We start from the raw sequence: 24319 nt of genomic DNA on the forward strand, positions 1-24319 counted from the left end.
CGTTCGCCGGCATCGCCTGCACGTTGATCTGCTTCCGCAGACTCACCAAATGAGATGAGCTCTAAGGCCGGTCGGCGGTATCGGCCCCGGCCACCGCTGCGGCCAGCTCGGCGCGCCCCACCCCGGCCCCGGCCAGCTCCGCCAACCGCAGCGCCAGGGTGCGCCGGTCGACGCCCGGCCCCGCCAGCACCGCGTCCGGGATCAGCGCCAGCAGACCCACCGCCCACCCCGGCGGCTCGACCACCACCGGCGGGCAGGCCCGCCGCGCCGAAGGCGCGGCGCGGGCCGGCGGTCGCAGCGGGACGGCCTCTTGCTCGACCGACCCGAAGGCCTGCGTCCGCTCCGCCGCCTCGCGCGCGGGCGCGCGGCCCTGGGGTCGGGCACCCGGCCCGGACGGAGCGGATTCGTTGGAAGGGGTTGGTTGGAAAGGCTTCGTTGTAAGGGGGTCATCGGTGTCCGCCCCCAAGGCCGTTTCCGTCCGCCCGGCGGACAGAATTGTCCGGCGACATGCACCGGAAAGTGCGGTTTCGCCCCGGAATCGGCGCCGCCAGTCCCACGGCGACAGAGCCCCGGAATAGCCCCGGGGCGGTTCCTCGACGACGCGGTAGACATTGGTGGTGCGCACCGCCCACCGGCCGGTCGCGGGGTCGCGGACCGTCCGGGTGGTCTGCTCGACCAGGACGATCAGGCCGACCTGCTCCAGCTGTTTGCGGCAGCGCTTGGCGGTCTTCTCCGACTTGTTGAGCATCCCGGCCAGCCCGGTGTCGGTGATGCGCACCAGCGGGTCGGCGTCGGTCTCGTGCACGTGGGCGCGGAGGATCCAGTACCCGCGCACCGCGACGTCGCTGAGCCGGGGATTCAGGGCGATCCAGTCCAGCAGCCGGGTGAAGGAGGGAGAGGATACGGGGTCATCAGGCGCAGGGGAGGAACGATGTGCATCCTCCCGGCGCCGAACGGTAGAGTTCGGCATAGCCGCCTTCCTGAGGGTAAGACAGGTCGGTGGCCAGAGGCCGTTTCGGCGTTGGGAGCGCCGGACGGCCTCGTTCCTTTTTCCCGGATCGTATCTCGTTTTTTCAGCACCCCGTCCCGACATCGGCCCGAAAAATCCGTGGAGACCTAAGGGGTGCTTCTTTTCTCCTCACCAGGTCCGCCGAAGCTTGGCCTTGGACATTTCCATTCACTTTCACTGGCGGAAAATGCACCTGATGTCGCTTTCACTCCGCCTCCTCTCCGCATAAAAAAAGGCCGCCCGGACCGCCCCGGCGGCCGGGTTCGCCCGCGGTCGGCCGGCAGCCCGGCGCGCCGCTCCTCCGTCTTCCCTCCGTCTTCTTGTCGTCTCCCGAAGGTAGAAGTAGAAGACGGACACCACCGACCTCCCAGGGAGGGCCCGATGGGCCAGGTCACCTCGCGAGACGGCACACCGATCGCATATGAGCGCCAGGGAGACGGCCCGCCGGTGGTCCTGGTAGGCGGCGGGCTCGACGACGGTTCGGAGAACGCGCCGCTCGCCGAGGAGCTGGCCGGGCGGTTCAGGGTGTACGACTACGCGCGGCGGGGGCGGGCCGGCAGCGGGGACACGGCCCCTTATTCGGTGGAGCGCGAGATCGAGGACCTCGAAGCGCTGATCGGCGAGGCCGGCGAGGCGGTGTTCCTGCACGGGGTCTCCTCCGGCGGGGCGCTGGCGCTGGAGGCCGCGGCGGCGGGACTGCGGATCGGCAAGGTCTCGGTGTACGAGGTGCCGTACGCGGTCGCGGACGGCATGGCGGAGCAGTGGCGCGCCTACCGGGAGGAGCTGGACGCGGTGCTGGCGGAGGGGCGGCGGGGCGACGCCGTCGCCCTCTTCATGCGGCTCGCGGGGTCGCCCGAGGAGGCGATCGCCGAGGCGAAGAGGCTGCCGGTGTGGCCCCGGTTGGAGGGGCTCGCGCACACCCTCGCCTACGACGCGGCCTGCCTGGGCGACGGGCGGCCGCCCGCGTCCCGGTTCGCGGAGATCGACCGGCCGGTCCTGGTCGCCACCGGCGACAGCGGCGGGGACCCCGACATGAGCGGGCTGCCGGACGACTTCCTCGCCCTCGCCGCCAACGCGATCGCGGCCTGCGTCCCGCATGCCCGGCGTGTCTCCCTCCCAGGGCAGCCGCACGTGGCCGACCCCAAGGCGATCGCCCCGCTGCTCACCCGCTTCTTCGAGGAGTGAAGGGACGAGGGACGGCGGGGCGCCCTCTCGCACTCGGGCAGGCCGGAGGCGGGTTCATCGCCGTCCCCGTCGCGGAGTGGGCCCTCTTCCTCTGTACCGCGCAGGCGGAAGCCCTATGACTCCGCCCCCCGCACCCGCGCCCGGGCCCTGCTCACCGCGAACCGGGCCACCGCGACCCGGCGGCGACGGCACAGGCAAGAACGGGGTGACGGGTGTCGCCCGAGCGCGGTGCCTCACGGGGCTGGGGTTCAAGCAGGCGGCGACGGCGGGAGGAGGGACCGGCTGGTCGGTCGGGCGCGGCACCTCGCGGAGCGAAGGTCAAGACGGGCAGCGACGGCGCAGGCAGGGCCAGGGTTCGGGCGCCTCACCCGGGCGCGGCACCTCACGGGGCCGGGGTTCAAGCGGGCGGCGAAGGCAAGAGCGGGTTGGGCGCCACGTTCACCGGCCCGGCCCGGCGCGTGCTCTCGGCGGGGGCGGCGCCCCGGCGGGGCAGGTGGGCCCGCCCGCGCCAACACAGGAGGCATATCCCCTATGCCGAATTTGCGGTGGGGATCAGACAGGGGGCGGGGGCGCCCTGCGCACCGCGAGAGCACCCCGATTACATCTACCAGCGAGTAGTAAGCCCCGAAGCCCCCCACTGCCCCCTCTCCGGTTACCCAGAGTGGTCAAGGCGGGCCCTCCCGGCAGGACAAATACGACATCTCACCCCCGCGCCATCCCTCCCCGGGTTCCGACCCCCTGCATCCCGGCCTTCCGGGCGGCTCGAACCCTCGAACACCGGCCCGATCAGGGCGATTCAGGCCTCTCGGGGGCCGCTCCGGGCCAGGATGCGCGCCCGGGAATCACCGGGGTGCTCTCGCGGTGCGCAGGGCGCCCCACACCACCATCACCCTGCGTATTCAACCAGGTCAAAGAGGTGCAGCGGTTTCAGGAGCGGCCGGCCCCGGCACCGGGGCGACGCGGGCACGGCGATCCTGCCTCCTCCGCCCGCCCCGACCAGCCCCACCCCGCTCTGCCGCGCCCGGCTGGAGCGCCCGACCGCGCCCCTACCTGCGCCGTCGCCGCTGACCTGAACCTCCGCCCCGCGAGGCGCCGCGCCCGACCGACTGGCCGGTCCCCCTGCCCGCCGTCGCCGCCCGCCTGAACCCCCGCTCCGTGGGGCGTCGCGCCCGGGCGACCGCCTTCGCCCCGCCCCTACCGCTGCCGTCGCCGCTGGCCTGAACCCCTGCTCCGCGAGGCGCCGCACCCGGCTGGGAGGCCCGGCCGCGCCCCTACCTGCGCCGTCGCCGCTTGCTTGGACCTTCGCTCCGCGACGTGCTGCACTCGACCGACCAGCGGGACCGGGGAGGGTGAGGCCGCCGCCTTGGCGCCGGCCGAGGGGCCGGGCTCGACCGGGTGGTCCCGTCCTCCTCGGTGCCCTGCCGATCCCGCCGTTCATCCGCGCCGCCATCGACCGCTGCCCGAAAGGAGAGGACCGCCCCTCGGGGTGGTGCGCTGGGTGCGGCGCGCGGCCCGGGTTCTTTCAAGGGAGACCGGACGGAGGGAACCGGATCCGGCGATAGGGCGTCAATGGGGAGGAAGCCGAGGCACCGCAAGGGCCCCACTTCCCACCGCCACGTTCGGGGTTTTGTACTAGGATGAACGCCATGAACGGACCCCACCCGCCTCACGGGCCCGGCGGGCCCCAGCAGCCCCATCCTCCCCATGCGGGACAGGGCCCGCCCCCGCAGGGCCCTGCCGGTCCGCCGCCTCCGCCCGGGCCCTCCGGACCTCCGCCCGGCCCCGCCGGGCCGCCGCCCCCGCACGGTGGCCCCGGCCCCCAGGGCGGCCCCGGTCCCCACGGGTACGCGCCCACTGGACCGCAGGCGCCGCAGGGCGGCCCGCCGCAGAAGAAGAAGTCCAAGGCCGGCGGCTGCTTCGCGATCGGGTGCGGGCTGCTCTTCGTCCTGGTGCTGGCCGGCGCGGGCGGAGGAGCGTACTACCTCGGCTGGTTCGACCCCGACAACGGGTACAAGAAGCCGCTGGCCGTCTGCTCGATGGTCGACCAGGAGGCGGGGAACGAGCTCTCCGGCAACCCGGACGAGATGTTCGAGAACGAGTGGGAGATCCCCGGCACGCCCGTGACGGAGTACTCCTGCAACTTCCCGGTCGCCTACGGCGACGAGGAGCACAACGACGCCGACGTGGCGGTGCTCATGCACACCACCATGAACAACGGGATCTCCCGCGCGACCGGCGACAGGCTCGCCCAGGAGTACTTCACCAACGAGATGGTGGAGGGCAACGAGCTGAAGGCGACGGCCTGCCCGAGCGGCCGGGAGATCTACTCCGGCTACGACGGCGGGGGGACCACGCGCACCGCCATGGCCGCGGCCCTGGTGGAGAACCTGGCGATCGAGGGCACGGTCGCCCCGGCCCAGTACAGCGACAGTGGCATGGCCCCGGAGGAGCGCCGGAAGGCCGCCGAGGACCTGCTCTGCGGAGCACTCGACAACCTCCCGGCCAAGGGCTGAGCGCCCGCCCGGGCGTCCCGCGCCCGGGCCCGGCCGGGGAGGCCGGGACAGGCCCGGGCCGGCCGATGGGCGCCCGGCCGGCGCCCCGCCCCTCCACTGCGGCAGGAGCCGCAGGCGGAGGCGGAAGGCGCCGACCGAGAACCGGGCCCCTGCCGGGGGCGCCCTGGACCCCGGCGGGAGGCGAGGAGGCTGGCTCCGGGGAGCACCCGGCCGCCTCCGTCCCTCCCCGCCGATCCCGGCGGCCGTCGAGGCGGACGCCCCCGGGCGGGCGGCCACCGCAGAGGATCCGGCCTGTCAACGGTCGGCGCCGGCAAGCCGGATCGATCGGAGAAGCCCTCCCCCGATGATCTTGGCGTTGCGGCCCCGCCAGAACCTGGGCTGGGCCACCCCGGCCGAGGCCCTCGACGGGTTCCTCGTTGCAACAACCACTTGACACCAAGGCGCTCTGATAGGGCCGCAGCGTCAAGATCATCGGGGAGAGGGGCGGGGCGTTCTTCCGGCAGGCGCCTCCCTCGCCCCGCCCACGGGTCAGAAGCTCTCCGCCGCCTGCCGTCCCGCACCGGACTCCGCCGGGACGCGGGCGTCCCGGCCGCCGGTGAGGGCCGTGCCGACCAGGATCATCCGCAGGGTGCGCTCGGCGGCGTCCATGGTCAGGTCGGCCGCGCGCTCGATGGCGCCCGCGAGGTCGAGCGGGGCCGCGATGATGCCCGCGATGGCGTCGATGCCCGCGGCGTGGCTGAGCGCCGCACCGCGCCCGACCGTGCCGGCGAGGGCGACGACCGGGGTGCCCAGCCGCTTGGCCCGGCGCGCCACCTCTGCGGGGACCTTGCCGTTGGGGGTCTGGTAGTCGATGGCGCCCTCGGCGGTGATCACCAGGTCCGCGGCGGCGATGCGGCGGTCCAGGTCGAGGTGGTCGGTGAGCACGTCGAAGCGCGGGACCAGGTTCGCGCCGAGCACGCCCGCCGCGCCCGCGCCCAGCCCGCCGGAGGCGCCGCTGCCCGGGGCGGTGCGCAGGTCGGTCCCGGCGTGCGCGCCGAGCAGGTCGCCCCAGTGGGACAGGGCCGCGTCCAGCCGGTCCACCTGCTCCGGGGTGGCGCCCTTCTGCGGGCCGAACACCCGGGCCACGCCCTTCGGCCCGGTGAGCAGGTTGTAGACGTTGCACGCCAGGTCGATCCGGGTGCGGGCGATCCGCGGGTCCAGCGTCGAGGCGTCGATCCGCGCCACCCGGGCCAGTTCGTAGCCGCCCCGGCCGACCTGCCCGCCGTCCGCGTCGAGCAGCCCCGCGCCGAGCGCCTGGAGCATGCCCGCGCCGCCGTCGCTGGTGCCGGAGTCGCCGCAGCCCACGATGATCCGCTCGCACCCGTGGTCCAGGGCCGCGGAGATGAGCCGGCCCACCCCGTAGGTGGAGGTGCGGCCGGGGTCGCGCGCGTCCTTGGGGACCAGCCGGAGCCCGGCGGCGGCGGCCATCTCCACCAGGGCGGTGCGCGGCCCGGGGCCGCCCAGGATCGCGAAGTGCGTGTCGACCGGGGCGCCCACCGGCCCCTCCACCCGCATCGGGACCAGCCGCCCGCCGGTGGCGCGGGCCATCGCCGCGGCGGTCCCCTCTCCCCCGTCGACCATGGGGGCGGTGTCGATCCGGGCCCCGGGCAGCACCCGGGCGGCCCCCGCCGCGATGGCCCCGGCGACGTCGACGGCGTCCAGCGACTCCTTGAAGCCGCTGGGGGCGATGAGGATGCGCATCCGGCTGTCGTTGAGCATGGCTGTTCTCGGCCTTTCGATCGGGAGATGAAAAAGAAGACAGGGGGATGTGCACGGGCGGTCCGCCGCGGGCTCAGCGCAGCGGAAGCCCCAGGTACGGCCAGAGGTAGAGGGAGGCGCCCAGGACGACGGCGATCACCAGCGGACCGAGCAGCGCGGACAGCCGCAGCAGGTCGGCCCGGCGGTAGGTGGGGACGCCGTCCGGCAGGTCGGAGAACATCGCCACCGGCTTCGCCGACGAGGTGAGGGTGTGGCAGAAGCCCGCGGCGGCGGTGGAGGCGAACACCACGGCGGCCGGGTTGAGGCCGGAGGCGACCGCCAGCGGGATCACCGCCGGCACCAGCACCGCCGCGCGCGCCGAACGCGACTGGAGCACCAGGTGGGCGGCGGCGCTCACCGTGACCACCAGCGCGATCAGCGCGGTGTCGCCGAGCGCGCCGGCCGGGCCGCCCAGGGCGGTGTCGGTGAGCCACTCGGCCGCGCCGCTGCTCACCAGGGCCTCGCCCAGCGCGGCGGCGCTGATCATGAAGACCAGCAGCGGCCACGGCACCGACTTCAGCCCCGCCGACATCCGCACCGTGCCGAAGCCCGGGGCGGTCGCCGCCACCGCGCCGAGCAGCGCGACCAGGGTCGGTGGCAGGCCGTGCAGCGACTCGGTGCACCACAGCGCCACCACGGCCGCGACCAGCGCGAGCATCCGCCACTGGGCGGCGGTGAGCGGGCCGGAGGCGTTCTGCCCGGACAGCTCGGCGAACCGGGCGGGGTCGATGGCCAGCCGGCCGCGCCGGTCGGCGCGCCGGGTCATCAGCAGCAGCACCAGCTCCGCCGCCAGGTGCGAGCAGACCACCGCGACCGGGAGGCCGAGGAGCAGCCAGTGGCCGAAGCCGATCCCGCCGCCGGCCATGGCCTCCAGGAACTCGTTGCCGATGAGGTGCGCGGCGGCGCCGATCAGGGTGGCCACGGCGCTGAGCAGGATGGTGGCGGGGAAGACGAGGGCGAGCGCGCGAACCACGGCCGGGCGCTCGGCGAACACCTTGGCCAGGGCGAGGAAGACCGGCAGCGCCAGCGCGGCCCGGCCGGAGGTCGACGGGATGGCCAGCGCGGTGAGCACCACGCCGGCGGTGACCAGGTGGACCAGGTGGCGGACGGTGCCGGCCCGGACGATGAGGGCGTGCGCGGCGCGGGCCGGCAGCCCGCTGCGCTCGATCCCCGCGGCGAGCACGCAGGCGGCGACCAGCAGCCAGACGGTGTCCGAGCCGAGCAGCCCGAGGAAGTGCTCGTGCGGGATGATCCCGGCGATGATGAGCACCGCGACGGCGGCGGTCCCGACGAAGGTGTCGTCCAGCCGGGTCAGCGTCCAGCAGGCCAGCGTGGCCGCGAACACCACCAGCACGGTCCGGCCGTCGGAGGAGAGCCCGCCGCCGGGGCCGGGCAGCGCCAGGTACATCCAGACCAGGCCTGCGGCGACGGCGGCGACCGCCAGCACCCGGAGCGCGGTCGCGGCCCGGCGGCGGCGCGCCCGCGCGGCGGTCTCCTCGGGGGCGGGCGGCTCGGACGGCTCGGAGGGCTCGGCCCGCCCGCCCTGCCGCCCCTCGGGGCGGTCCGCCTCGGCCTCCGGTGCGGCCGGCCCGACCAGCGGCGCCCCGGGGCGGGTCAGCTCGGGGATGGTCGAGTCGGCCTCCGGCTCCTCGGGGGCGCGCTCCGGCCGCTCGGCCCGGGGGTCCTCGGGGTCGGCCGGGGGCTCGGGCGCGGCCGGCCGCTCGGGGCCGGCCGGCTCGGGCGCCGGGTCGCGCCGGAACGGCTGGGTCAGTTCGAGGTCGATCGGGTGCGGACCGGACCACTCGGGCCTGGCCGTTCCGGGCTCGGCGGCCTCGGCCTTCTCGGCCGCCTTGTGCGTCTCGGCGGCCCCGAACATCGCGAAGGGCGCAGCGGGGAGAGCCGTCAGGGAACTCATGAAGATCAGCGTGCCGACCGACGCTGAACCCTGGATGAGCTGTTCATTAGCTTTTCCTCATCCAGGAGCGGGGCCGGTCGGCCCCCTCCCCGGCGGCGGATCCCGGAACCCTTTGACACCAGGGGATCACCGACGGTCGACGGGGGCTTCGGCCCTCCGCCGCAAAGATTAAAGGGCCTTAGGTGAACAGCGCCACACCGCCCCGTGGATTCGGTGTGAAGGCCCCGCTCTGCCCCGGTTTCGAAGGGGCGGGGCCGGTCCGCCGGCGGAGGAGCGAGCGGGGGCCGGGCGGCGCCCCGCCCGGCCCCCGCGGCCGCTCCCGTGCCCGGTCTCAGGCCTGCGGGCGCTCCGCGGGCGGGGCGACGGGGTCCACCCAGCGCAGCCCGTCCGCCGAGGGGACCAGTCCGCCGTCCAGCAGCGGGCGCTCCAGGGTCTCCGCACCGGTGACGCCGCGGCGCTGGATGCGGTTCATCTCCTCCATCACCTCGCCGACGACCGGGGTGCCGAACAGGGCGCTCATCCGCTCGCCGGACTCGGTCCGGGCCGGGCCGGTGCGGGCGACCGCGTCGGTCGGCTCCGCCGAGGAGACGGCGAACCTCTCGGTCATCGACCCGGCGTCCACCAGGGCCTTCTCTCCGGAGAAGGCGCCGCCGACCAGGGTGGTGAAGGCCTCCATGTCGCCCAGGCCCTCGGCACGGGTGACCTTGCGGGCCCGCCAGAAGTAGGAGTCCTCGTTCACCTGCATGTCGTAGAAGGCGGTGAGGAACTCGTAGAACACCGCGTACTCGCGGCGGTAGCGGGACTCGAACTCGGCGAAGGCCCGCTCCTCGGGGAGGCCTCCGGCGAGGACGCTGTTGACCGAGCGGGCCGCCAGCAGGCCGCCGTAGGTGGCCAGGTGGACGCCGGTGGAGAAGACCGGGTCGATGAAGCAGGCGGCGTCGCCGATGAGCGCGATGCCGGGCGCCCAGAAGGCGCTGCCGGCGTAGGAGTAGTCCTTGCGCACCCGGATCTCGCCGTAGACGCCCTCGGTGACCCTGGGGACCCCGGCGAGGTGGTCGCGGACGGTCTCGCAGCGCTCGACCGACTCCATCAGGGTCTTCTCCGGGTCGGCCCGGACGCGGCCGGCCTGCTCCCGGTTGAGCACCGCGCCGACGCTGGTCAGCGTGTCGCTGAGCGGGATGTACCAGATCCACCCCTCGTCGAAGGCGGCGCACAGGATGTTGCCGCGGTCCGGGCCGGGCAGCCGCTCGCCGCCCGCGAAGTAGCCGAAGACCGCGAGGTTCCGGAAGAACTCGGAGTAGTGCCGGATGCCGCCGGCGGCGCGGTGCAGCCGCCCGCTGCTGCCGGAGGCGTCCAGCACGTAGGTGGCGGAGAGCTCCTGTCGGTTCCCGCCGGGGTCGGTGTAGCGGACGCCGGCGACCCGGCCGCCGTCGCGCACCGCCTCCAGGGCGGTCGACTCCTCGCGGACGTCCGCGCCGTGCCGGGCGGCGTTCTTCAGCAGGATGTGGTCGAAGGTCATCCGGTCGACCTGGTAGGCGTAGGAGGTCGGGCCGGACAGCTTCGGGGAGAGCGCGAACAGGAAGTTCCACGGATCGAGGCCGGTGCCCCAGCGGAAGCTGCCGCCCCGTTTGACCTGGAAGCCGGCCGCCTCCATCTCCTCGGTGACGTCCAGCAGCCGGCACACCCCGTGCACCGTTGCGGGCAGCAGCGACTCGCCGATCTGGTAGCGGGGGAAGCGCTCCCGCTCCAGCAGGGCGACCCGGTGGCCCTCCTTGGCGATCAGCGCGGCCGCGGTGGAGCCTGCGGGCCCGCCGCCGACCACCACCGCGTCGAAATCGGTCTCGGGCATGCTCGGTCCTCGCCTCCGTGCAGGGGTTCGCGGCGGGTCGGGGCGGCGCCGTCCGCGGCCGCGGCGGAGCGGACCCACCTCGACTCTGATTTAGGCAAAGCTAACCTAATTAATGCGGAATCAGTGTCGAAGCCGGGACGCTCCGTGTCAACCCCCTTTCGGAAGCGGCCGCCCGTCCGGACGGACCGAAACGCCCGCGGCCCCCGGGGCCGGTGCGGCGGGCGTCCCCGGACAACGCGGGAGGGGAGCCGCGGGCGCCCCGCCGCTCCCCTCCCGTCCGCCGGAGGACCGGCGGGTCAGCAGCACTGCCAGGAGAAGCGCCCCTCCCCGGTCTTCTCCTCGAAGAAGCAGTAGCCCACGCCGGCGTCGCCGAAGTTGACCGGGAAGGGCAGACCGCAGCTGTCCAGCTGCACCGCGAAGGCCCAGTCGCCCTCCTCCTGCGGGCTCTCATCGAGCTGGAGCCAGCGGGGGCGGCCGCCGATCCTGCTGTCCAGGCCGTACGTCGGCTCGGCCACGCCCCCGAGGCTCTCGAGCACGGCGACGTCGTCGGGGTCCGGGGGCTCCGGGGTGTGCGGCGAGAGGGCGACCCGGTGGTCTGGGCCGTGCGTGGGGCCGGTGGCCTCCGCGGCGACCCGGTAGAACTCGGCGAGCCGCCCGCCGGGCTGGACGATGAAGGCGTTCTCTCCCCCGTCGGGGAAGTAGGTGCCGTCCATCCACCCGTCGTCCTCCTCGGTCATGAAGAGGTAGCCGAGCCGGACCTGCTCACCGGGGAGGCGGAACTGCCCGATGAACCGCATCGGGCCGCCGGTCTCCGCGGACAGCGGCCAGGCCGGCTCCTCCAGCCAGACCGGCTGCCCGCCGAGCTTGGTGACCGGTTCGGTGACCGGCTCCCCCGCCTCCTCGAAGGCCATGTCCATCCCGTGCTCGCCGTATTCCGCGGCCATTCCCCGCCCCCGTCGCGCTCCTGGTGCCTTCGTCGACGCACCGAAACCTAGCGTGCGGAGACGACAGGCCCGCCGGAGGACCGGCCGGGTCAGGCGCCCGGGCGGATCGCGGAGAGGTCCCACCCGGCCAGTTCGGGGCGGGCGGTCAGGGCCCGGTGCACCCCTTCCAGGACCGGAAGCCCCTCCCCGGCCAGGGCGACGTCCTTGGCGGCGAGGGCGACCGGGTAGTCCGCGGTCGCGGAGAAGGCCCGCTCCGCGGCGCCGGCCAGCGGACCGGAGCGCAGCTCCCGCTCGGCGGTCTCGGCCGGGACGCCGAGCCGCTCGGCCAGCGCCAGGGCGTCGGCGACCACGCCCACCCCGCCGATCATCGCGTTGATCACCACCAGTTTGAGCGCGGCGCCCGAGCCCACCGCGCCGCAGCGGGTGACCGTCCCCAGATGCGCCAGCAGGCTCTCGACCGGGGCGGTGTCGCCGCCGGCCAGGATCCGCAGCGCCCCCTCGGCGGCCCGGTCCACGCTGCCCAGCACCGGGGCGTCCACCAGCGCGGCCCCCTCGGGCAGCCGGGCGGCCAGCTCCGCGACGGCCTCGGGACCGATCGAGGACATCTCCAGCCAGACGGCGTCCGGGGGCAGCTCCGGCAGGACCGCGCCGGCGACCTCGCGGACGGCGTCGGGGGCGGAGAGCATCGTGACCACGGCCGCCGCGCCGCGCACCGCCTCCGCCGGGGAGCCGGCGACCCGGGCGCCCAGCGCGCCGAGCGGTTCGGCCTTGGCGCGGGTGCGGTTCCAGACGGTCAGCGGGAGGCCCGCGGCGAGCAGCCGGCGGGCCATGGGCAGGCCCATGCGGCCCAGCCCGATGAAGGCGATCTTGTCCATGGCCCAGAAGGTACGCCCGCCCTACCCATGCGACAAGCGAATCTTTAGCATGGGAGCCATGACGGAACAGCATGGGCCGCACGGCCTGTACGAGGTCTTCCTGAGCGTCGCCGACGCGGGGTCGTTCACCGCCGCCGCGGACGCGCTCGGCTACACCCAGTCGGCGGTCTCCCGCCGGGTCCAGGTGCTCGAGGGCGAGCTGGGGTCGGCGCTGTTCGACCGGCTGCCGCGGGGGGTGGCGCTCTCCCCCGCCGGGCGGGCGCTGCTGCCGCACGCCCGGGCCATCGCCGAGCGGGACGCCGCGGCCCGCGCCGAGCTGGACGCGCTGCGCAGGCTGGACGGCGGCCTGCTGCGCACCGGTTCGTTCGCCACCGCCGACGCGGCGCTGGTGCCCGGCGCCCTGGCCGCGTTCCGCGAGCGCCACCCGGGGGTGCACGTCGCCCGGTCCGAAGGGTTCACCCCGGACCTGCTGGCGCGGGCGGCGGCGGGCGAGGTCGACATCGCGGTGGTCAGCTCCCCGCCGGAGGGCGCGGCGGAGCGGTGCGAGCTGCACCCGCTGCTGGAGGAGCCGGTGCACGTGGCGCTGGCGCGCGGCCACCGCCTCGCCGGCCGGAAGTCCGTCCGCCTCGCCGAGCTGGCCGGCGAGGAGTGGATCGCCGGCGCCGAGAGCCCCGAGGCCACCCTGCTCGCGCCCGCGGTGCGCGCGGGCTTCCGGCCCCGCGTCGCGCACGTGGTGCGGGAGTGGATCGGCAAGCAGGGCTTCGTCGCCGCGGGGCTGGGGGTGACCCTGCTGCCCGCGCTCGCCGCCGCCTCGGCCCGCCCCGACATCGCGGTGGTCCCGGTCGACGCCGCGGACCTGCCGCCCCGGCCGGTCTTCGCCGCCGTCCCCGCCGAGCGGACCGGCCCGCCGGCGGTCGGCGCCTTCCTCGAGGCGCTGCGCGGCGCCGCCGCGCGGATCGCGCGGACCCCGGCCCGCTGACCCGCCCCCGCTGGCCCGCTCCGGAAGGCGGTGCGATCGTGGAGGGAGCGGCCCGGCCGGTTCCCGCTCCGACCGGAGGCGTCTGTTCCGGTGTGGACGACCGACAGGAAGGGAGCAGGACCATGCTGGTCCGGGAGGCGATGACCGAGCCCCGTCTGGTGCTGGCCGATGACGCCGCCGTGGTGGAGGCGGCCGCGGCGTTCATCGAGCGCGGGGTGATCGCGGCGCCGGTGGTCGACGGCGCGGGCATGCTGGTCGGCATCGTGACCGAGATCGACCTGCTGCGCGGCCGGTTCGAACCGGACCCGCGCGCCACGGCCCGGCCGGTTCCCGGGCCGCCGGGCCCTCCGCCGCTCAAGGTCTCCGAGGTGATGACCCGCCGGGTGACCACCGCCACCGAGAACGGCGACGCCGCCGAGCTCGCCGAGCGGATGGTGCACACCCGGCTGCGCTGCGTCCCGGTGCTGCGCGAGGGCCGGGTGGTCGGCCTGGTGAACCGGAGCGACCTGCTGCGCGTACACGCCCGCCCGGACCACGCGGTCCGCGACGACCTGATGGAGGCGCTCGCCGCCGGCGCCCCCTACCTGCGCGGCTGGTCGGTCGCGGTGCACGACGGGGTGGCCCGCCTCGACGGCGACGGCTCCGGCGCCGAGGAGCGCAGGCTCGCCGCGACCATCGCCCGCACCGTCCCCGGCGTCGCCCGGGTGGTCGTCGACGGCGAGTGAGGAGCGGGACGGCCCGGACGGCCCGGGGCCGCTGGCGGGAGACGCCCTTCCCTGCCGGCGACCGCAGAGCGCCCTGTCGTCCCCCGAGGCCATCGCGGGGCGGACCCGGGGCCGCGCGGCCCCTGCCGTCGGCGGTCCGCCCCTCGGGCCGCCGTCCTCGAAAGGCCGGGACCCGCGGACCGGCCGGCCGCCCCGGAGGCCCCCAGGGCGCCGTGCTCCCCGGCCGACCCCGCCGCCCACCGGAGAGGGGGCAGGAGAAAAACCTCCTCCGCATCCGGGACAAGTCCCCGAGCGGCAGCGGACACGAACCCCCGCCCCGGGGGCGCTCGACGGGCACCCCGGCGCCCCGCCCCGGTCGCCGACCCTTCACTGCCCGCCTTCGGAGGCCCGCGGCCTCCGGCGCCGGGAGCGCGGCGGGCCGGCCGGGACGCTAGGGGCGGTCGCGGACCACGGCCACCGGGACCTCCGCGTGGTGCAGCACCGACTGGCCGACCGAGCCGAGCAGCAGGCCGCGGAAGCCGCCTCGGCCGCGACCGCCCACCACGACCAGGTCGGCGTCCCGGCCGGCGGTGAGCAGGGCGTGCGCGGGCTGGTCCTCGACCACCGAGACGCGCACCCGGACGTCCGCGTCGGCCGGGGTGCGCAGCTTGTCGACCGAGGTCTGCACCGCCTCGCGGGCGCGCAGCGCGAACGCCTCCCGGTCGAAGCCGACGCCCACGGCGAACGTGCCCGTGTCATAGGGGACCGGCGGCTGCCAGGCGTGCACGACGGTCAGCTCGGCGCCGGTGCGCGCCGCCTCGTCCAGGGCGAACCGCAGGGCCGCGTCGGCGGGCTCCGAGCCGTCGACGCCGACCACCACCCGCCCGGGGGTCCGCGCCGCCCCGCTCTCCGGCGGCACCACCGCGACCGGGCAGGACGCGTGCGAGGTGACCCTGGTGCTCACCGATCCGAGGAACAGCGATCCCACGCCGCCGAGGCCGCGCGAGCCCACCACGACCAGCTCCGCCTCCTCCGAGGCGTCCAGCAGCGCCGACGCCGGGTCCGTCAGGGAGACCTCGGTCCGCGCCTTGAGGCCGGGGGCGGTCTCGGCGACGCGCCCCAGCGCGGTGGTCAGCACCCCGGAGGCGCGGTCGGTCACCTCCGCCATCGGGTTCATCCGCACCGGGGAGGAGAAGGGCAGCGCGACCATCGGCATGTCCAGCGCGTTGACCACCACCAGCCGGGCGCCGCGCCGCTCGGCGGCCGCGGCGGCCCAGTCGAGCGCGGTGCGGCTCCCCGGAGACCCGTCCACGCCGACGACGACCTCGGGGAGGTCCTCGCCGCTTCCGTTCCGCCCTGCGGCGGGTCGCTCGTCGGTCATCGCGCCTTCCTCGGCTTCTCGCTGGGTGCACGGCCCCGGCCGGTCGGCCCCCGGCGGCGCCCCCTGGAGGGGCGCCCCGGCGGCCGTGCGTGCGGTCGCCTCCAGTCTGCCCGCCTGGGGCGGCCGCGGCGGCACCGCCGGCCCCCGTTCCACGGGCCTCCGGTCCCGGCCCCGCGCCTCCCCGGAGCGGCGCGCCCGGGGCCCGCGGAAAAACCGGGTGACTCCGCGAGGGGCGCCTTGCCACACTGGGCGGGCCGGCCGGGAAGCGGGCCCGGCCGCTCCCCCGGGAGCGGTGCGGGGTCCTCCTCGGCGGGCGACAACTCCACACGGTCTCTCCTCTCGGTGCGCAGGCGCCCGGGTACTTCGGTTCGATTCCGCTCCGGCCCGCCCCCACGGGCCGGGGGCCCTCCTGGGGGCCTCCCCGGACGCCGCCCTGACCTCGGGAGGAGCCCGCCGCCGGGGTGCGCCCGGTGCGCAGGGGACGGCTACTTCCACTTTTAATGGGCGGGTTGCGGGTTCGAGTCCCGTCACCGGCTCTGGGCCGGTGTAGCTCAACTGGTAGAGCAGCACGTCCGTCCCCGTCCTGATCTCGGGCGCGCCCTGCGGCTCCGGGCTCCCCCTCCGCTTAGGAGCCCCCATGTCCAAGTTCAACACCGCCGCCGCGCGGCCGGCCGGGCGCGGCCCGCTGGCCGCCGACCCCCTCCCCTCCGGCCGCACCCACCAGGGCGGCCCCGGCTACGCCCGCGACGACCGCACCGAGCTGTTCCTGCTCGCCGTGGCGAACATGGTCGGCGAGAACACCTTCTACGAGGGCGCCGGCGAGCGCGACGGGCGCTTCCGCGGCCTGGTCCGGCGCGCCGCCGTCGAGGCCCCGGAGTGGACGGCCGGCCTCATCGGCTGGCTGCGCGGCGGGGCGAACATGCGGTCGGCCTCCATCGTCGCCGCGTTGGAGGGCGCGAAGGCCCGGGTGGACGCTGGAGCGCACGGGCACTCCCGGCAGATGGTCGCCGCCGCCCTGCAGCGCGCCGACGAGCCCGGCGAGGCCCTGGCCTACTGGACCGGCCGGTACGGCCGCGCCGTCCCCAAGCCGGTCAAGCGCGGCATCGCCGACGCCGTGCGGCGCCTGTACACCGAGCGCTCCCTGCTGAAGTACGACACCGGCGCCCGCGGGTTCCGCTTCGGCGACGTGATCGAGCTGGTCCACCCCTCCCCGGCCGCCGACCGGCCGTGGCAGGGCGAGTTGTTCTCCCACGCCATCGACCGCCGGCACGGCCGCGGCGACGGGATCCCCGCGAGTCTGCGGACCCTGACCGCCGACGCCGGGCTGCGGAGCCGGGCGGCCGAGGACCCCGAGGTCCTGCTGGCCCCCGCCGCGCTGCGCGCCGCCGGCATGACCTGGGAGGGCGCGCTCTCTCTGGCCGGCGGCCGGGTGGACAAGGCCCGGCTGTGGGAGGCGCTGATCCCCTCCATGGGCTACATGGCCCTGCTGCGGAACCTGCGCAACTTCGACGAGGCCGGGGTGTCCGACGAGGCCGCCGCGCGGGTGGCGGCCCGGCTCACCGACCCCGAGCAGGTGGAGCGGTCCCGGCAGCTGCCGATGCGGTTCCTGTCGGCCTACCGGGCCGCGCCCTCGCTGCGCTGGGCGCACGCCCTGGAGACCGCCCTCGGCCACTGCCTCGCGAACGTGCCGGCCCTGTCCGGACGCACCTTGATCCTGGTCGACCAGTCCGGGTCGATGGCCTCGCGCCTGTCCGCCCGCTCCGACCTGACCTGCGCGGACGCCGCGCAGATCTTCGGGGCCGGGCTGGCGCTGCGCGCCCAGGCCGCGGACCTGGTGCAGTTCGACAACACCTCCGCGGCCGTGCCCCTCCGCCGGGGCGACGCGCTGCTGAGCGCCACCGGGCGGTTCTGGGGGCCGCGCGGCGGCACCGCCACCGCCGACGCGGTGCGCCGGCACTACGCCGACCACGACCGGGTCGTCCTCGTCACCGACGAGCAGGCCCACCGGGGGCAGGACCCGACCCGGGAGGTCCCGGAGCGGGTGCCGGTCTACACCTGGAACCTGGCCGGCCACCGGCACGGCCACGGCCCGGCCGGGGAAGGCGACCGGCACCTGTTCGCCGGCCTGTCCGACCAGGCCTTCCGGATGGTCCCCCTGATCGAGGCCGGCCGGGTGGCCCACTGGCCCTGGGAGCACTGACCGCCCCGGGACGGTTCCGGCGGCCCGCCCCCCGGTGAGGACGGACCGAGGGCGGGGCGTCGGCTCGGGCGCGGCCCTGCTTGGCGCGGCGCCGGGGCGAACGGGGCGACCGGGCGCCGGCGGCGCTCCGCCGCCCTTCCCCTGCTCCTCCGCGCCCTGCCCGACCAGATCCGCCCGCGCCGGTCCACGGGCGGGCGGCGGTGCGCCCGGAGGCAGAGGCCGGAGCGGGGCCCGGCGGGCCGCTCCCCGTGGAGCCGCGCCGGCGCCGACCGATGAGTTCCGGGGCCGCCCCGGGTCATCACCGTGCGGCCCTGGAGAGGGCCGCGCCAGGAGAGGGGCAGGGACATGAAGCTCACCGCGCACGTCTTCGTGAGCCTCGACGGCGTCATGCAGGGGCCCGGCGGCCCGGACGAGGATCCCGGCGGCGGTTTCGACCGCGGGGGCTGGCTGGTCCCCTACGTCGACGGCGACTTCGGGCGGATCGTGGACGGCTGGTTCGAGCAGGCCGACGAGATCCTGCTCGGCAGGTCCACCTACGAGATGATGCAGGCCTACTGGCCCCGGGTCACCGACCCCGGGGACAAGGTGGCCGCGGCGCTGAACGGGCTGCCCAAGCACGTCGTCTCGACCACGCTCACCGAGCCCGCGTGGCGGAACACCGCGGGCGTGATCTCCTCCGGCGTCCCCGAGGCGGTGGCGGCGCTCAAGGAGCGGCCCGGCCGGGAGCTGCAGGTGCACGGCAGCCGCCGGCTGCTGCACACCCTGCACGACGCCGGGCTGATCGACGAGTACCGCCTGCTGGTCTGCCCGGTGGTCCTCGGCTTCGGCAAGCGGCTGTTCGCCGAGGGCGCCGCCGTTTCGGCGTACACCCTGGTGCACAGCGAGGCGACAGGGACCGGACTGGTCTACCAGGTCCTGCGGCCGGCCCCGTTCGGCACCGGGGACATCGAGGTCGAGGAGGGCCGGGAGGCGGTGCGGCTCCCCGAGTGACCGCACCCGCCCGGCCCCTCCCGAGACGGGCGCACCGCCGCACCCGGGTCGAGTGGACACCGCCCCGGGCACGGGACGGGGCGGCCTGACCGACGGCACGGCGGCGCGACCGCTCCGTCCCACCGGTCGGCCTGGTCGCGCTCGACCGCCGGCGCCCCGTGGGACGTGTGCCTCAGCGGCCGGAGCGGGCCAGTTCGGTGTGCGCCTTGCGGAGCAGTTTCGGCATGAAGCCCCGGTGGCGGGCGGAGAGCGGCGGCCAGATGCGGGCGGCCGGCGGCCGGCGGTAGCCGATGAGGGTGGCCGCGGAGACCCGGTCCTCTTCGGTCCGGACCACGATGTGCACGCTCATCAGCGGGCCCTCGACCTCGATGCGCAGCCAGTCCTCGCCGCGGCCGGCGATCCGCCACCCGCCCACGCAGCCCTGCGCTCCCCTCGGCCGCAGCCGCAGGCGGAGCACCCGGCCCAGCAGGAACCGGGCGGAGGGGCTCGCGAAGGTCTCCTCGAACGCGGCGCGGGTCCACTCCTCGGGGGTGCCGTGCGCGGCTCCGCCTCCGGTGAGCACGAAGAAGTCGACGTAGTCGGGATCGGCGGCGGTGCTGAGCGCGCGGATCTCGGCGGGGACCTCACGCCCCTCGGTGACCTGCGGTTCCGCTGCGCTCGCGGCGCGGCCGGCGTCCGGTTCGGAGTCCATTCCCGTCTCTCCCCTCGCTCGGAGCGGGCGGCGGTTCGCGGCCCGCCCTGCCCGCACTGTAACCTACGTACATGCATGTACGTAACTGAGGGGAAGGCGGCCTTGATGGCGGGGTCGGGGACTCCCCGGGCGACGCAGGCGGAGCGGCGGGCCCGGAGCAGGAACGCGCTGCTGGAGGCGGCGGCGCGCGGGCTGTCCAGGTACGGCTACGGCAACCTGGTGCTGGCGAAGGTGGCCGCCGAGGCGGGCTACACCCGCGGCGCCCTCTACCACCTGTTCGCCGGCAAGGAGGAACTGGCGCTGGCGGTGGTGGAGTGGGTCGACGAGACCTGGACCGCCGAGGTGGGGCGGCCGGCGGCGGCCGAGGCCGACCCCGTCGGCGCGCTTCTCGCGCTGGCCCGGGGGCACGCCGTCTACTGCCGCCGCGACGTGGCCCGGGTGATGCGGACCCTGCACGCCGAGTTCGCCGGGCAGGACCATCCGGTCGGCCGGGCGATCGGCGGGATCGTGGAGCGGCTGGTCGCACAGGCCGCCGAGCGGATCGCGGCCGGCCGCGCGAGCGGCGCGCTCCCGCCGGGGCCGCCGCCCCGCGATACCGCCCTCGCCTACATCGGCACCCTGGAAGGGCTGGTCAGCAGCGTGGCCGGGCGGGTCCCGCACGACGTGGAGCTGACCGAGAGGGCGGTCCGCGGCCTGCTCGGCCTGCCGTCCGGGGGCGGCCCGGAGCACGGGGCCGCCGAGGCGGAGGGTCAGTCCGGCAGCGGCAGCAGCCCCCGCCGGTAGGCGGGGACCAGCCGGTAGGGGACGCGGGCGGTGCGGCCGCCGACGGTGACCTCGACCAGCTGCGGGCGCTCGGCCTTCCAGGCGGAGCGGCGCTTGCGCGTGTTGGAGCGCGATGTCTTGCGTTTGGGGACGGCCATGTTCCCTTGCCTTTCTCAGTGGTTCCGTTGGTTCACGGGGGTCTTCTCCGGGCCCGGCCGGCCCGGCCTCCGGCGGGCGCACCGGCCCCCGCCCCGGTCGGGAGCGGCGGAGCGGCGCTCCCGAGCCGAGTCGGGGGTCCGCGTGGGCCGGGCGGACGGAGGCGGGCGGCGCCCCCGCCCGCTCACCGGGGCGGCGGCCGGAGGGGGCCCGGACGGTGGGCCCGCCTCCGCGTCCGCCTCGGAGCCGGGGGCTCCCGGGCCGCCGCCGGGGCTCGCCCCGGCGGAGCGGTGCTCCCGAGTCGGGGCGGGGGCGGCGTCCGCCCAGGGGGCGGGACTCCCCTTCCCGGGGCGCTCGGAGGAACCCCCGCGCGGCGGCGCCTCCGCGCCCGGACCGCCGTCCGACGGGACGCCCCGCCGGGCGGCCCGGGGACGACCCGAGGCGGACGCCGGGGCCGCAGCGAAGGAGCGGCGGGGCGGGAGGGCGGAGCGCTCTCCGGCGCCCGCCGCCCTTCCCCCGGCGGCCGGCTAGCGCTCCTCGCGGAACTCCACGTGCCGGCGGACGACGGGGTCGTACTTGCGCAGCACCAGGCGGTCCGGGTCGTTCCGCCGGTTCTTGCGGGTCACGTAGGTGTACCCGGTCTTCGCGGTCGATTTGAGTTTGATGATCGGACGCAGTTCGCTGCGCGCCACGGCCGCCTCCCGGTGCCCTGGGGGCGGCCGAAAGCCGCCCCGATAATGAAAACGACAACGGTTTTCACTATAAGGCATGGAGAGACCGCCCGCCCCCGGCTCTCCGGGGGCGGGCGGTGCGCGGGGCCGGAATCAGCGGTGCACGAAGGACGGCGCGCGCTTCTCGGTGAAGGCCGCCATGCCCTCCTTCTGGTCCGCGGTGGCGAAGACCGCGTGGAAGACGCGGCGCTCGAAGCGGACCCCCTCGGCGAGGGTGGTCTCGAAGGCGCGGTCCACCGCCTCCTTGGCCATCATCGCGGCCGGAGCGGACATCGCCGCGATCTCGGCCGCGGCGGCCAGGGCCTGCTCGCGCAGCTCGGCCGCGGGGACGATGCGGGAGACCAGGCCGGCCCGCTCGGCCTCCTCGGCGCCCATGGTGCGCCCGGTCAGGCAGAGGTCCATCGCCTTGGCCTTGCCGACCGCCCGGGTGAGCCGCTGCGAACCGCCGATGCCGGGGATCACCCCGAGCTTGATCTCCGGCTGGCCGAACCGGGCCGAGTCCGCGGCGATCAGGACGTCGCACATCATCGCCAGCTCGCAGCCGCCGCCGAGGGCGTGCCCGGCGACCGCCGCGAGGGTGGGGGTGCGCAGCGCGGCGAACCGGTCCCAGGCCCCGAACCAGTCGCCGAGGTAGGCGTCCATGTAGTCCAGGCCCTGCATCTCCTTGATGTCGGCGCCCGCGGCGAAGGCCCGGTCGGAGCCGGTCAGCACGATGCAGCCGACGCCGGGGTCCCGGTCGAACCCTTCGGCGGCGGCGACCACCTCCTCCATCAGCCGCAGGTTGAGCGCGTTGAGCGCCTTGGGGCGGTTCAGCGTGATCACCGCGGTGCGGCCGGTCCGCTCCACCAGGATCGTCTCGTGGCCGGCGGCCTCGCCGGCCGGAGTCGCATCGGTCATCGTGTTCCCTTCCGGGGTGCGGCCCCGCGTCCGCGGGGGCGTCGAGCGGGGGCGGAACCGCGGAGGGCCCTCCTCCGCGGCCCCGCAGAGCGCCCCTCCGGGACGGGGCCGGATGCGTCCGGCCCGGGCCCGCCCCGGCGGGGCGCCGGGACGGGCGCGGTCAGCCGCCGTCCGGAGCCGGTTCCGGGCCGGCGGGCGCACCCGCCTCGGAGCGCTCCCGGATCTCGTTGATGATCGCCGAGAAGTCCCGGCCGCCGCCCTCCCCCTCGGCGAAGGCGGCGTACAGCCCCGCGGCGTGCGGGCCGAGCTCCGCGGCGGTCCCGGTGGCCTTCAGCGCCTCCACCGCCAGCCCCAGGTCCTTGGACATCAGGGCGGCGGCGAAGCCCGCGGCGTAGTCGCGGTTGGCCGGGCTGGCCGGCACCGGGCCGGGCACCGGGCAGTTGGTGGTGAGCGCCCAGCACTGCCCGGAGGCGGTGGAGGCCACGTCGAACAGCGCCTGGTGGCTCAGGCCGAGGCGCTCGCCGAGCACGAACGCCTCGCTCACCGCGATCATCGACACCCCGAGGATCATGTTGTTGCAGACCTTGGCGGCCTGCCCGGCCCCGGAGGCCCCGCAGTGCACCACCCGGGCGCCCATCGGCGCCAGCACCCGCTCCACCTCGGGCAGCAGCGCCTCGTCCGCGCCGACCATGAAGGTCAGCTTGGCCGCGGTGGCGCCGACCACCCCGCCGGAGACCGGCGCGTCGGCCGCGCGGTGCCCCGCCGCCACCGCCGCCTCGGCCGCGGCCCGGGCGTCGGCGACGTCGATGGTCGAGCAGTCGATGAACAGGGTGCCGGGCCGGGCCGCGGCCAGCACCCCGCCCTCGCCCCGGTAGCACTCCAGCACGTGCCGCCCGCCGGGCAGCATGGTGATCACCGTGTCCGCCCCGGCCACCGCCTCGGCGGCGCCGGCGGCGGGGCGCACCCCCTTCTCCTCGGCCCCGGCGAGCAGCTCGGGCACCAGGTCGAAGCCGGTGACGTCGTACCCGGCGGCGACGAGGTTGGCCGCCATCGGCCCGCCCATGTTGCCCAGCCCGATGAAGGCGATCTTCCCGGTGGTGTGCTCGGTGTCCTGCGCGGCCCCGGTCATCGGCGCCCTCCCGTCCCGGTCGGTTCGAAATCGAGGTCGTCGGCGTCGCCGAGCGGCTCGAAGTGGCGGAGCACGTCGGCCTCGGCGACCTCCGACAGCTCCGGCGGGGACCAGCGCGGCGACCGGTCCTTGTCGACCACCTGGGCTCGGATGCCCTCGACCAGGTCGTGCGAGGAGAGCGCGGCGCAGGAGACCCGGTACTCCTGGACCAGCACCTGCTCCAGGGTGTCCAGGGTCCGGGCGCGGCGCAGCGAGGCCAGCGCCACCTTGACCGCGGTGGGCGACTTGGCGGTGATCGCACCGGCGGCGGCCAGCGCCTCGGGACGGCCGTCGGTGCGCAGCCGGTCCACGATCTCCTCCGCGGTGTCCGCGGCGTAGCAGGCGTCGATCCACTCCCGGTGGGCGTCCAGCTCCGCGGCCGGCACCGGCTCGGCGAAGGCGGCCAGCGCCTCCTCCGGGGTGCTGCGGGCCAGTTCGGCGGTGAAGCCGGCCAGCCGGTCCGCGGGCACGTAGTGGTCGGCCAGGCCGCAGCGGACCGCGTCGCCCGCGCCGACCGGGGCCGCGGTCAGCGCCAGGTGGGTGCCGAGCTCGCCGGGGGCGCGGGAGAGCAGCCGGGTGCCGCCGACGTCGGGCACGAACCCGATGCCGGTCTCCGGCATGGCGATCCTGGACCGCTCGGTGACCACCCGGACGCCGGCGTGCGCGGACACCCCCACGCCGCCGCCCATCACGATGCCGTCCATCACCGCCACGTACGGCTTGGGGTAGCCGGCGATGCGCGCGTTGAGCCGGTACTCGTCGCGCCAGAACTCCCGGGTGGCGGTGCCGCCGGCGCGCGCGTCGTCGTAGATGGAGCGGATGTCCCCGCCGGCGCACAGGCCGCGCTCGCCGGCGCCGGTGAGGACGACGGCCGCCACCGAGTCGTCCCGCTCCCAGTCGGCGAGGGCGGCGTCGAGGACGCGGACCATGCCGTGGGTGAGGGCGTTGAGGGCGCGCGGCCGGTTCAGCACGGCGCGCGCCGCCCGCCCGTCCCGTTCGAGCAGCACGTCGGGCCCGTCGGCCCGGTCGGTCGGCGCGGACATCACGCGGCCCCGGTGAGGCCGCGGGCGACGATGAGGTTCATGATCTCGTTGGTCCCTTCCAGGATCCGGTGCACCCGGAGGTCGCGGACGATCTTCTCGATGCCGTACTCGGCCAGGTACCCGTAGCCGCCGTGCAGCTGCAGGGCCTGGTCTGCGACGGCGAAGCCGGTCTCGGTGGCCTGCCGCTTGGCCATCGCGCACAGCCGGGTGGCCTGCGGCGACCCGGCGTCCAGTGCGGCGGCGGCCCGCCACAGCAGGGCGCGCGCGGCCTCCAGGCCGGTCTCCATCTCGGCCAGCCGGAACCGCAGCGCCGGGGAGTCGATGAGCTTCGCGCCGAACGCCTCCCGGTCGGCGAGGTAGCCCACCGCCGCCTCCAGCGCGGCCTGGGCCCCGCCCAGCGAGCAGGCGCCGATGCCGAGCCGCCCGCCGTCCAGGCCGCTCATCGCGATGCGGAACCCCTCGCCTTCGGCGCCGAGCCGGCGCTCGGGGCCCAGCCGCACCCCGTCCAGCACGACCTGGCGGGTGGGCTG

21 protein-coding genes are annotated in these 24319 nt (G+C 76.1%); 7 read left to right on the plus strand and 14 right to left on the minus strand.

Annotation, left to right across the window (positions count from 1 at the left end; translation table 11 throughout):
• Nucleotides 1-61 precede the first annotated feature (61 nt).
• Nucleotides 62-970, minus strand: a complete 909-nt coding sequence (locus D459_RS0128930) for a hypothetical protein (protein ID WP_017596485.1) — start codon at nt 968-970, stop codon at nt 62-64.
• 486 nt (nt 971-1456) lie between these two features.
• On the opposite strand from D459_RS0128930, the gene D459_RS0128935 reads away from it, so the two are divergent.
• The gene (locus D459_RS0128935) at nt 1457-2194 is read left to right on the plus strand and encodes an alpha/beta fold hydrolase (protein ID WP_241485149.1); all 738 of its coding nucleotides are present in this window, start codon (nt 1457-1459) and stop codon (nt 2192-2194) included.
• Between the two features lie 1949 nt (nt 2195-4143).
• A complete protein-coding gene (locus tag D459_RS0128940) occupies nt 4144-4707 on the plus strand; it encodes a hypothetical protein (protein WP_017596487.1) in 564 nt (187 codons plus the stop codon).
• A gap of 528 nt (nt 4708-5235) precedes the next feature.
• Here D459_RS0128940 and D459_RS0128950 read toward each other — a convergent pair.
• From D459_RS0128950 to D459_RS0128970, 5 genes are all read right to left on the minus strand, one after another.
• Nucleotides 5236-6465 (minus strand): glycerate kinase family protein, encoded by a 1230-nt coding sequence (locus D459_RS0128950; protein WP_017596489.1) that lies wholly within the window; start codon nt 6463-6465, stop codon nt 5236-5238.
• A 73-nt stretch (nt 6466-6538) separates the two neighbouring features.
• A complete protein-coding gene (locus tag D459_RS0128955; protein ID WP_241485150.1) occupies nt 6539-8419 on the minus strand; it encodes an SLC13 family permease in 1881 nt (626 codons plus the stop codon).
• 331 nt (nt 8420-8750) lie between these two features.
• Nucleotides 8751-10268: a tryptophan 7-halogenase gene (locus tag D459_RS0128960; protein ID WP_017596491.1), complete on the minus strand. Its 1518-nt coding sequence runs from the start codon at nt 10266-10268 to the stop codon at nt 8751-8753.
• 296 nt (nt 10269-10564) lie between these two features.
• Nucleotides 10565-11212, minus strand: coding sequence for a YwqG family protein (locus tag D459_RS0128965; protein WP_017596492.1), 648 nt, complete (start codon nt 11210-11212; stop codon nt 10565-10567).
• Nucleotides 11213-11301: 89 nt separating this feature from the next.
• Nucleotides 11302-12087: an NAD(P)-dependent oxidoreductase gene (locus tag D459_RS0128970; protein ID WP_017596493.1), complete on the minus strand. Its 786-nt coding sequence runs from the start codon at nt 12085-12087 to the stop codon at nt 11302-11304.
• 58 nt (nt 12088-12145) lie between these two features.
• Between D459_RS0128970 and D459_RS0128975 the strand changes: the two genes are divergently transcribed.
• Complete coding sequence (locus D459_RS0128975) at nt 12146-13066, plus strand: LysR family transcriptional regulator (RefSeq protein WP_017596494.1); 921 nt, start codon at nt 12146-12148, stop codon at nt 13064-13066.
• Nucleotides 13067-13158: 92 nt separating this feature from the next.
• Complete coding sequence (locus D459_RS0128980; RefSeq protein ID WP_241485151.1) at nt 13159-13791, plus strand: CBS domain-containing protein; 633 nt, start codon at nt 13159-13161, stop codon at nt 13789-13791.
• A 430-nt stretch (nt 13792-14221) separates the two neighbouring features.
• On the opposite strand, the gene D459_RS0128985 is transcribed toward D459_RS0128980, so the two are convergent.
• Nucleotides 14222-15151 (minus strand): universal stress protein, encoded by a 930-nt coding sequence (locus D459_RS0128985; protein ID WP_017596496.1) that lies wholly within the window; start codon nt 15149-15151, stop codon nt 14222-14224.
• A 637-nt stretch (nt 15152-15788) separates the two neighbouring features.
• On the opposite strand from D459_RS0128985, the gene D459_RS0128995 reads away from it, so the two are divergent.
• Nucleotides 15789-17351, plus strand: a complete 1563-nt coding sequence (locus D459_RS0128995) for a TROVE domain-containing protein (protein ID WP_017596497.1) — start codon at nt 15789-15791, stop codon at nt 17349-17351.
• Nucleotides 17352-17696: 345 nt separating this feature from the next.
• The gene (locus tag D459_RS0129000; RefSeq protein WP_017596498.1) at nt 17697-18341 is read left to right on the plus strand and encodes a dihydrofolate reductase family protein; all 645 of its coding nucleotides are present in this window, start codon (nt 17697-17699) and stop codon (nt 18339-18341) included.
• A gap of 172 nt (nt 18342-18513) precedes the next feature.
• On the opposite strand, the gene D459_RS0129005 is transcribed toward D459_RS0129000, so the two are convergent.
• Entirely contained in the window at nt 18514-19032 is a 519-nt protein-coding gene (locus D459_RS0129005; protein ID WP_017596499.1) for a hypothetical protein, read from the minus strand.
• Nucleotides 19033-19107: 75 nt separating this feature from the next.
• On the opposite strand from D459_RS0129005, the gene D459_RS33225 reads away from it, so the two are divergent.
• Complete coding sequence (locus tag D459_RS33225) at nt 19108-19815, plus strand: TetR/AcrR family transcriptional regulator (protein WP_241485152.1); 708 nt, start codon at nt 19108-19110, stop codon at nt 19813-19815.
• Here D459_RS33225 and rpmF read toward each other — a convergent pair.
• The 6 genes from rpmF to D459_RS0129040 all read right to left on the minus strand — a co-directional run.
• On the minus strand, nt 19782-19952 hold the full coding sequence (rpmF, locus tag D459_RS0129015; RefSeq protein WP_017596501.1) for a 50S ribosomal protein L32: 171 nt from the start codon (nt 19950-19952) through the stop codon (nt 19782-19784). The two genes, D459_RS33225 and rpmF, sit on opposite strands and share 34 nt — an antisense overlap.
• 525 nt (nt 19953-20477) lie before the next feature.
• Nucleotides 20478-20642 carry a 50S ribosomal protein L33 gene (gene rpmG, locus D459_RS0129020; protein WP_017596502.1) on the minus strand — a complete coding sequence of 55 codons (165 nt, stop codon included), beginning with the start codon at nt 20640-20642 and terminating at the stop codon, nt 20478-20480.
• Between the two features lie 132 nt (nt 20643-20774).
• A complete protein-coding gene (locus tag D459_RS0129025) occupies nt 20775-21578 on the minus strand; it encodes an enoyl-CoA hydratase (protein ID WP_017596503.1) in 804 nt (267 codons plus the stop codon).
• 160 nt (nt 21579-21738) lie between these two features.
• Complete coding sequence (gene mmsB, locus D459_RS0129030) at nt 21739-22707, minus strand: 3-hydroxyisobutyrate dehydrogenase (RefSeq protein WP_017596504.1); 969 nt, start codon at nt 22705-22707, stop codon at nt 21739-21741.
• Entirely contained in the window at nt 22704-23789 is a 1086-nt protein-coding gene (locus tag D459_RS0129035; protein WP_040711575.1) for an enoyl-CoA hydratase/isomerase family protein, read from the minus strand. Before D459_RS0129035 ends, mmsB begins: the two co-directional genes overlap by 4 nt.
• Nucleotides 23789-24319: acyl-CoA dehydrogenase family protein (locus D459_RS0129040; protein WP_017596506.1), on the minus strand; the 531-nt coding region annotated here is incomplete at its 5' end. The genes D459_RS0129035 and D459_RS0129040, both read right to left, overlap by 1 nt.

The sequence above is a fragment of the Nocardiopsis potens DSM 45234 genome (genome assembly GCF_000341105.1).
GTDB lineage: Bacteria > Actinomycetota > Actinomycetes > Streptosporangiales > Streptosporangiaceae > Nocardiopsis_A > Nocardiopsis_A potens.

Bases quoted from the DNA above. Each gene is read 5' to 3' on its own strand.
- D459_RS0129035 (WP_040711575.1), bottom strand. From the start codon at position 23,789: ATGTCCGCGCCGACCGACCGGGCCGACGGGCCCGACGTGCTGCTCGAA.
- D459_RS0128970 (WP_017596493.1), bottom strand. From the start codon at position 12,087: ATGGACAAGATCGCCTTCATCGGGCTGGGCCGCATGGGCCTGCCCATG.
- D459_RS0128960 (WP_017596491.1), bottom strand. From the start codon at position 10,268: ATGCCCGAGACCGATTTCGACGCGGTGGTGGTCGGCGGCGGGCCCGCA.
- D459_RS0128965 (WP_017596492.1), bottom strand. From the start codon at position 11,212: ATGGCCGCGGAATACGGCGAGCACGGGATGGACATGGCCTTCGAGGAG.
- D459_RS0129025 (WP_017596503.1), bottom strand. From the start codon at position 21,578: ATGACCGATGCGACTCCGGCCGGCGAGGCCGCCGGCCACGAGACGATC.
- rpmF (WP_017596501.1), bottom strand. From the start codon at position 19,952: ATGGCCGTCCCCAAACGCAAGACATCGCGCTCCAACACGCGCAAGCGC.
- D459_RS0128985 (WP_017596496.1), bottom strand. From the start codon at position 15,151: ATGACCGACGAGCGACCCGCCGCAGGGCGGAACGGAAGCGGCGAGGAC.
- D459_RS0128955 (WP_241485150.1), bottom strand. From the start codon at position 8,419: ATGAGTTCCCTGACGGCTCTCCCCGCTGCGCCCTTCGCGATGTTCGGG.
- D459_RS0128950 (WP_017596489.1), bottom strand. From the start codon at position 6,465: ATGCTCAACGACAGCCGGATGCGCATCCTCATCGCCCCCAGCGGCTTC.
- D459_RS33225 (WP_241485152.1), top strand. From the start codon at position 19,108: ATGTACGTAACTGAGGGGAAGGCGGCCTTGATGGCGGGGTCGGGGACT.
- D459_RS0128930 (WP_017596485.1), bottom strand. From the start codon at position 970: ATGCCGAACTCTACCGTTCGGCGCCGGGAGGATGCACATCGTTCCTCC.
- D459_RS0128975 (WP_017596494.1), top strand. From the start codon at position 12,146: ATGACGGAACAGCATGGGCCGCACGGCCTGTACGAGGTCTTCCTGAGC.
- D459_RS0129000 (WP_017596498.1), top strand. From the start codon at position 17,697: ATGAAGCTCACCGCGCACGTCTTCGTGAGCCTCGACGGCGTCATGCAG.
- mmsB (WP_017596504.1), bottom strand. From the start codon at position 22,707: ATGACCGGGGCCGCGCAGGACACCGAGCACACCACCGGGAAGATCGCC.
- D459_RS0129005 (WP_017596499.1), bottom strand. From the start codon at position 19,032: ATGGACTCCGAACCGGACGCCGGCCGCGCCGCGAGCGCAGCGGAACCG.
- D459_RS0128995 (WP_017596497.1), top strand. From the start codon at position 15,789: ATGTCCAAGTTCAACACCGCCGCCGCGCGGCCGGCCGGGCGCGGCCCG.